The organism is Micromonospora sp. NPDC047644, from assembly GCF_040704315.1.
In the GTDB taxonomy this organism is placed as follows: Bacteria; Actinomycetota; Actinomycetes; order Mycobacteriales; family Micromonosporaceae; genus Micromonospora.
This window is the reverse complement of the sequence record NZ_JBEYSY010000038.1, coordinates 1-7610: the sequence shown is the minus strand read 5'-3', so window position 1 is coordinate 7610 and position 7610 is coordinate 1. Positions and strand designations below refer to the sequence as shown.

Sequence of the window (7610 nt, the reverse complement as noted above, 5' to 3'; positions counted from 1 at the left end):
GCGCAGACCGAACTGGAACCAGGTGTCCAGGTCGGTGTCGGGTCTGGTCTGTCCGGCCGCGGTCATGGTGAGGGGTACCCCTCACCGGCCGACTCGCATCCATCAGACGCCGGGACCGTCAGCTCATGAAGTAGCTGAGGTACCAACCACGTACACCGCACCGAGCGCCGCACTTCGGGTACGTGGTGAGTGTGCAGTAGTGCGAGACGTACCGCTCTCCAGCAGCGTTGCAGGCTTCCTCGCTGGGATACGGATTGGTGGTCGTGTGGACCCAGCCGTCGGCGTGGGCTGGCACGGCCACCCCCACCACCCCGGTCAGGCCGAGAAACATAGTTACCAGGACGCGACTCGTCCACTTCTTCATCGATAACCCCCGTTGCGAGAAAGATTGAGGGGAGTCTAACCGCGATGATCGAGTCCGGCTGTCCCGTCCGGGCCGATGATCGCGGTACCCACCCGGCCAGTGCCTGCGCGGGACGAGCTCCGCTGCCCGTCCGACGTGGCGAGCAAGGTTGTCGGTGCTACGGACTAGAGTCGCTGCCGTGACAGCTACGACACCGCGCCTGCTTCTCGTCGACGGACACTCCATGGCATACCGGGCGTTCTTTGCCCTTCCCGTGGAAAACTTCTCCACCACGACGGGGCAGCCGACCAACGCGGTGTACGGCTTCACCTCGATGCTGATCAACGTGCTGCGCGACGAGCAACCCACCCACATCGTGGTGGCCTTCGACGTCTCCCGCCGCTCCTTCCGCACCGACAGGTACGCGGAGTACAAGGCCGGCCGCAGCGAGACCCCGACCGACTTCAAGGGCCAGGTCAGCCTGGTCAAGGAGGTCCTGGCCGCGCTGCAGATCCCGGTGGTGGAGAAAGAGGGCTTCGAGGCCGACGACGTCATCGCCACACTCGCCTGCCAGGCCCGCGACCAGGGCATGTCGGTGCTGATCAGCAGCGGGGACCGCGACGCGTTCCAGTTGGTCGACGATCAGATCACCGTCCTCTACCCGCGCAAGGGCGTCTCCGACCTGGCCCGGATGGACCCGGCGGCGATCGAGGCGAAGTACGGCGTGCCACCACAGCAGTACCGGGACCTCGCTGCGCTGGTCGGCGAGACCAGTGACAACCTGCCCGGCATCCCGGGCGTCGGCCCGAAGACCGCCGCCAAGTGGATCACCACGTACGGCGGGGTGGAGGGCGTGATCGCCCGCGCCGACGAGATCAAGGGCAAGGCCGGCGACAGCCTGCGCGAGCGGCTCGCCGACGTGATCCGCAACTACGAGATCAACCGCCTCGTCTCCGACCTGGAGCTGCCGCTGCGCCCGGAGGACACCCGCTGGACGGGGTGGGACCGGGAGGCGGTGCACCAGGTCTTCGACACCCTGGAGTTCCGCATCCTGCGCGACCGCCTCTACCAGTACCTGGAGGCGGTCGAGCCGGAGGCCGAGTCCGGCTTCGACCTCACCGGCGAGGTGCTCACCGAGCCCGGCGCGCTGGCCGGGTGGCTGACCACGCACGTGTCGACCGGCACCCCGGTCGGGTTGGCGGTCAAACTCGACACCGGCCCCAACCGCCGGCACACCGCCTCGATCACCGGTCTCGCGCTGGCCACCGCCGGCGGCGCGGCGGCCTGGGTCGACCCGGCACGGCTCGACCCGACCGACGAGGGCGCCCTGGCCGGCTGGTTGGCCGACGAGCAGCGCCCCAAGGTGCTGCACGACAGCAAGCCGGCCGTGCTGGCCTGCGCCGCGCACGGCTGGCAGCTCGCCGGCATCGTCCGGGACACGCAGATCGCCGCGTACCTGGCCCGCCCCGATCAGCGGTCCTACGACCTGACCGACCTGGCGCTGCGCTACCTGCACCGGGAGCTGCGGGTGGACGTCCCGGAGTCCGGCCAGCTCACCCTCGACGGCCTCGGGGACGAAGGGGTGGTCGAGCAGAACCTGATGCTCCAGGCCCGCGCCACCCTCGACCTGGCCGACGCGATCGACGCCGAGCTGTCCCGCGACGGCGAGCAGTCCGCCCGGCTGATGGCCGGCGTGGAGCTGCCGCTGATGCGGGTGCTGGCCACCATGGAGAGCACCGGCATCGCCGCCGACACCGACTATCTCTCCGAGCTGGAGGCCCACTTCGCCGCCGAGGTGAAGGCCGCCGCGCAGGGCGCGTACGAGGCGGTGGGTCGGGAGTTCAACCTCGGCTCGCCCAAGCAGTTGCAGGAGATCCTCTTCACCGAACTGGGTCTGCCGAAGACCAAGAAGATCAAGACGGGCTACACCACCGACGCCGACGCCCTGCAGTGGCTCTACGCGCAGCAGCCGCACCCGGTGCTGGCCCACCTGCTGCGTCACCGGGACGTGGCCAAGCTCAAGTCGACAGTCGACGGGCTGCTGAAGTCGGTCTCCGACGACGGCCGGATCCACACCACCTTCAACCAGACCGTGGCGGCCACCGGTCGGCTCTCCTCCACCGAGCCCAACCTGCAGAACATCCCGATCCGCACCGAGGAGGGCCGTCGGATCCGTCGGGCCTTCGTGGTGGGAGGCGGCTACGAGTCTCTGCTCACCGCCGACTACAGCCAGATCGAGATGCGCATCATGGCGCACCTCAGCTCGGACGACGCGCTGATCGACGCGTTCAACTCCGGCGCCGACTTCCACGCCGCCACCGCCTCGTCGGTCTTCGGGGTGCCGCTCGACGAGGTCACCCCGGACCAGCGCCGCAAGATCAAGGCCATGAACTACGGCCTGGCGTACGGCCTGAGCGCCTTCGGTCTTTCCCAACAGCTCAGCATCAGCACCGAAGAGGCGCGCGGGCTGATGGAGAACTACTTCGCCGGCTTCGGTGGGGTGCGTGACTACCTTCAGCAGGTGGTGGCCCGCGCCCGCCAGGACGGCTACACGTCCACCATCCTCGGCCGACGCCGCTACCTGCCCGACCTGGTCAGCGACAACCGGCAGCGCCGTGACATCGCGGAGCGGATGGCGCTCAACGCCCCCATCCAGGGCTCCGCCGCCGACATCATCAAGGTGGCGATGCTGCACGTCGACACCGCGCTCCGCGAGGCTGGGCTGGGCTCACGGATGCTGTTGCAGGTGCACGACGAATTGGTCTTCGAGGTCGCGCCGGGTGAACGGGAGGCGTTGGAGGCCCTGGTCCGGCGGGAGATGGGCGAGGCTCACCCGTTGTCGGTGCCGCTGGAGGTGTCGGTCGGTCTGGGCCGGGACTGGAACAGCGCCGATCACTGATGTGGTTGCGGTGTGCGGGTTCCGGGGCGGCCCGACCCACTCCGGGCGGTCAGGCTTGATCCCTGCGTGGGTCGGGCTGCCCCGGAACCCCTGACCAGGTCGCCCTGGTCGCGGCCGCCGGCGTGGTTGGGCACTCGCCGACGGGCGCGGATCGTGGCGTTCTGAGCGACCAGTCGCCGACGTTGAGCAGATCGAGCGGGCGTTCGGCCAGCCAGGCGGCCATCCGCCCGGAGTGGTGCCCCGTGCGGCGCTGGCCGGCTACTTCATGGGGTCGTGGCCCCAGTTCATGAGCGACCAGCGCCACTTGGTGTCGCGGACGTTGCCGGAGGGGCGCTGCGCCATGTGCCGGCGTACGTAGCCGACGACCTTGCGCATGTGCTTGTAGTCGCCCTCGGACAGATCGCCGCGTTTGCGACGGAGCAGGTTGATGATCTTCCGGCCGGACTCGTGCCCGACGGACTCACCACCACCCGCGCGACCGCCCTTGTGCCAGCCGACCTGTTTCGACTCGTCGGTCTCCAACCACGTGGACAGCTCGCCGGGCTTCATGTTCACCGCCTCGGTGAACTCCCGGTAGGTGTCCCGGCCCTCGTCACTTCTGCTCATGGCGCAGCGCCTCGGGTCGGTGGGCCACGTCGCGGCCCGTGCCGTCACTGCGGACCCGGTACTGCGGGTCGTCGGGGGCCGCGTTCACCGCCCGCCCGCTGACCCTGGTCCGCTCGGTGATCGTCTCCTGCACCACGCCGTACGCGCGGCTGCCGTGGGCCGACCAGGAGACATGGTCGCCCTTGTGAAATCTCGGTTCGGCCATGGTCCTCGGCTACCCGACCCGGCTGGGGCGAAACGACTACGGCGTGATCTCGGCGACCGGCAGCTTGATGTCGAACGGGTCAGCCAACTCGATCACGTCGGCAGCGCCGGCGACCAGCTCGTAGTGCCGCTCACCGCCCGATCGCCGATCCGGTACGCGTACACGTGCACCGGGTCTGCTCGATGGCTCGCACGTCGGACCGCGGGTGCGGCGCTCACCCGCCGGGCTTCTCGGTGACGAAGATGGCGGTGCCGGGGAAGAGCCGTCCGCGCAGCGGGCTCCACTGCCCCCAGATCCCCTCGTGTCCCTCCGGCCACTCCGGCTCCACCAGGTCCAACAGCCGGAACCCGGCACCGACCAGCTCGCGGATCCGGTCGCCGAGGGTGCGGTGCTGTTCGACGTAGGTGGCCACGCCGGTCTCGTCCTGCTCGACGTACGGGGAACGGTCGAAGTACGAGTGCACGGCCGTCAAGCCGCCCTCGCCGGGGTCGTCGAGGAAGATCCACCGCATCGGGTGGGTCACCGAGAACACCCACCGGCCACCCGGGCGCAGCACCCGGTGCACCTCGGCGAGCAGCGCCGCCGAGTCGTCCACGAACGGGATCGCGCCGAACGCGGTACAGGCGACGTCGAACGAGCGGTCGGCGAACGGCAGGGCGAGCGCGTCGGCCTGCACCAGCGGTACGCGTACCCCGGTGCGGTCGGCGGCCTCGGCGGCGTGCCGCAACATGCCGGCGGACAGGTCGAAGGCGACCGGCCGGGCACCCTGGGTGGCGAGCCAGCGGGCGGCCGCCGCGGCGCCGGCGCCCACCTCCAGCACCCGCCGCCCCGACACGTCGCCGAGCAGCCGGACGTCGGCCTCGCGCAGGCCCTCGGGGCACCACACGAAGTCGACGTCGCCGAGGAACGCGCCGTGTTCGGCCTGGTAGTCGTCGGCGTCGGTGTCCCACCAGCCGCGGTTGGCCCGCCGGGCCTCGGCGTCACCCACCCGGCGCCGGGTAACCCGGCTGTCGTCATCCACGCGCTCACGCTAGGCCCCACCCACCCCATTGGGCACGGCGGCGCGTCCACGATCCGCGCGGCGGGCTTGATCGACCCGGTGTCGGTGACGTCGCGGTGTTCGATCCGGGGGAAACTGCCCGCGGCGGGCTGCGGCGACACCCCGGAGGGCGGAGCGACCACGGCGGCTCGTGGTGCGCGCCGACGGGGGCGGGAGGGGCTGCTGTGACGCAGGAGACAGCGGTGGTCTTTTCCGGGCGATTGTTCGGCTTTCGCAGGTCATCGCGCGAAGAGAAGCCGGGAGGGCTTGCACGCTGTGGTAATGCGCACGGTAGGCTAGACGATGCGCTCGCGGATCGCGTTGCCTCGGCAGGGAGCAGGTGCGCGGTCGACGGAGCCACATCATGATCTCACTAGGCGATCGTTCGGTGTGCCCGGCGACGGATCCGCTGGCGCGAACAGGTCACTGCGACACACCAGCCTGCTGTGACAACCCACCGACCGGAGCAACCGCCCACATGACGAGCAGCATCGAGGCCCCCTCGAGCGCCACCCGGGTCACCCACGACGATCTCGGTTCCGAGGAAGCATTCCTCGCCGCGATCGACGAGACCATCAAGTACTTCAACGACGGCGACATTGTCGAAGGCACCGTCGTCAAGGTCGATCGGGACGAGGTCCTGCTCGACATCGGCTACAAGACCGAGGGTGTCATCCCCTCTCGGGAGTTGTCGATCAAGCACGACGTGGACCCTGCCGAGGTTGTGACGGTTGGTGACCACATCGAGGCCCTGGTCCTCCAGAAGGAGGACAAGGAGGGTCGTCTGATCCTCTCCAAGAAGCGGGCGCAGTACGAGCGGGCCTGGGGCACGATCGAGAAGATCAAGGACGAGGACGGCGTCGTCCGCGGTTCGGTCATCGAGGTGGTCAAGGGCGGCCTCATCCTCGACATCGGGCTGCGCGGCTTCCTGCCCGCGTCCCTGGTCGAGATGCGTCGTGTGCGCGACCTGCAGCCGTACGTCGGACGGGAGCTCGAGGCCAAGATCATCGAGCTGGACAAGAACCGCAACAACGTGGTCCTGTCCCGCCGGGCCTGGCTGGAGCAGACGCAGTCCGAGGTGCGCACCGAGTTCCTCAACAAGCTGCAGAAGGGCCAGGTCCGCAAGGGCGTCGTGTCCTCGATCGTCAACTTCGGCGCGTTCGTGGACCTCGGCGGCGTCGACGGTCTGGTGCACGTCTCCGAGCTGTCCTGGAAGCACATCGACCACCCGTCCGAGGTCGTCGAGGTCGGCCAGGAGGTCGAGGTCGAGGTCCTGGACGTCGACCTGGACCGCGAGCGGGTCTCGCTGTCGCTGAAGGCGACCCAGGAAGACCCGTGGCGGCAGTTCGCCCGCACCCACGCGATCCAGCAGATCGTGCCGGGTAAGGTCACCAAGCTGGTTCCGTTCGGTGCGTTCGTCCGCGTGGACGACGGCATCGAGGGTCTGGTCCACATCTCCGAGCTGGCCGAGCGCCACGTGGAGATCCCGGAGCAGGTCGTCCAGGTTGGCTCCGAGGTCATGGTCAAGGTCATCGACATCGACCTGGAGCGTCGCCGGATCTCGCTGTCGCTCAAGCAGGCCAACGAGGGCTTCGTCGAGGGCGAGGAGCACTTCGACCCGACCCTCTACGGCATGGCCGCGACGTACGACACCGAGGGCAACTACATCTACCCCGAGGGCTTCGACCCGGAGACGGGCGAGTGGCTCGAGGGGTACGACAAGCAGCGCGAGACCTGGGAGAACCAGTACGCCGAGGCTCGTCTGCGCTGGGAGGCCCACACCAAGCAGGTGCAGACCTCTCGGGCCGCCGACGCCGAGGCTGCCGCCAACCCGACTCCGGCCGTTCCGGCCGCTGCCGGTGGCGGTGGCGGTGGCACCACCTCCTCGTCCAGCCCGGCCCCGAGCCGGCAGGCCGAGGAGCCGGCCGGCACGCTGGCCACCGACGAGGCGCTCGCCGCACTGCGGGAGAAGCTCGCCGGCGGTAAGTGACCCGCTGAACGACGACGGGCCCCGTCCCCGCGATCTCCGGATCGCTGGGGGCGGGGCCCTCGCCGTTTCCGCCGCCCGTCCGCCTCACCGTCCCGCTGACCGGCCCGCCGCCCCACTGGCCGTCCCGCTGTCCCGCCACCCCGCTGACCGGCCCGCCAAGATCGTGCTCAATCCATGAAGTAGTGGCCTCCCTGCGGCTGCACCCCACTACATCCTGGTTCGAGCACGTTCTTGGCGGTCATGGGCGGGCTCGAACCCCGCTTCCGGTGTCTCCGGGGCGGGGTTCGTCGTCATGATCCGCGCAACATCAGGGCTGTTGCTGTCTCGCTCGTGTCGGAGGCAGCAACTTCCGGGAAGGTGCTCGGATCTTGGGCGCGGGGGGCGGGGCGCGGGGGGCGGGGCGCGGGGGGCGGGGCGCGGGGCGCGGGGCGCGGGGCGCGGGGCGGCAGGGCGGTCGGCCGGCGGGGCGTGGGCGGGGGTGATCGGGCCCCGGGGTGGGGTGGTGGCGAGGTCGCCGGGGCGGTGGGT

The 7610-nt window shown here is 69.9% G+C and carries 5 protein-coding genes and 1 pseudogene; 2 read left to right on the top strand and 4 right to left on the bottom strand.

The window, feature by feature from the left end; translation table 11 throughout:
- Positions 1–118: 118 nt before the first annotated feature.
- Positions 119–364: a hypothetical protein gene (locus tag AB0877_RS31605; protein WP_366613506.1), complete on the bottom strand. Its 246-nt coding sequence runs from the start codon at positions 362–364 to the stop codon at positions 119–121.
- A 178-nt stretch (positions 365–542) separates the two neighbouring features.
- Between AB0877_RS31605 and polA the strand changes: the two genes are divergently transcribed.
- On the top strand, positions 543–3242 hold the full coding sequence (polA, locus tag AB0877_RS31600) for a DNA polymerase I (protein ID WP_366613504.1): 2700 nt from the start codon (positions 543–545) through the stop codon (positions 3240–3242).
- 267 nt (positions 3243–3509) lie between these two features.
- On the opposite strand, the pseudogene AB0877_RS31595 reads toward polA, so the two are convergent.
- The 3 genes and pseudogenes from AB0877_RS31595 to AB0877_RS31585 form a co-directional block, all read right to left on the bottom strand.
- Positions 3510–3848 (bottom strand): annotated as a pseudogene (locus AB0877_RS31595) (DUF3140 domain-containing protein); the annotation flags it as partial.
- Complete coding sequence (locus AB0877_RS31590) at positions 3835–4053, bottom strand: DUF2945 domain-containing protein (RefSeq protein ID WP_366613502.1); 219 nt, start codon at positions 4051–4053, stop codon at positions 3835–3837. The gene AB0877_RS31590 and the pseudogene AB0877_RS31595, both read right to left, overlap by 14 nt.
- A 214-nt stretch (positions 4054–4267) precedes the next feature.
- Positions 4268–5074 carry a class I SAM-dependent methyltransferase gene (locus AB0877_RS31585; RefSeq protein WP_366613500.1) on the bottom strand — a complete coding sequence of 269 codons (807 nt, stop codon included), beginning with the start codon at positions 5072–5074 and terminating at the stop codon, positions 4268–4270.
- A gap of 496 nt (positions 5075–5570) precedes the next feature.
- Between AB0877_RS31585 and rpsA the strand changes: the two genes are divergently transcribed.
- Positions 5571–7082 (top strand): 30S ribosomal protein S1, encoded by a 1512-nt coding sequence (gene rpsA / locus AB0877_RS31580; RefSeq protein WP_091407939.1) that lies wholly within the window; start codon positions 5571–5573, stop codon positions 7080–7082.
- The last annotated feature ends 528 nt before the right edge of the window (positions 7083–7610 follow it).

Bases quoted from the DNA above. Each gene is read 5' to 3' on its own strand.
- AB0877_RS31605 (WP_366613506.1), bottom strand. From the start codon at position 364: ATGAAGAAGTGGACGAGTCGCGTCCTGGTAACTATGTTTCTCGGCCTG.
- AB0877_RS31590 (WP_366613502.1), bottom strand. From the start codon at position 4,053: ATGGCCGAACCGAGATTTCACAAGGGCGACCATGTCTCCTGGTCGGCC.
- rpsA (WP_091407939.1), top strand. From the start codon at position 5,571: ATGACGAGCAGCATCGAGGCCCCCTCGAGCGCCACCCGGGTCACCCAC.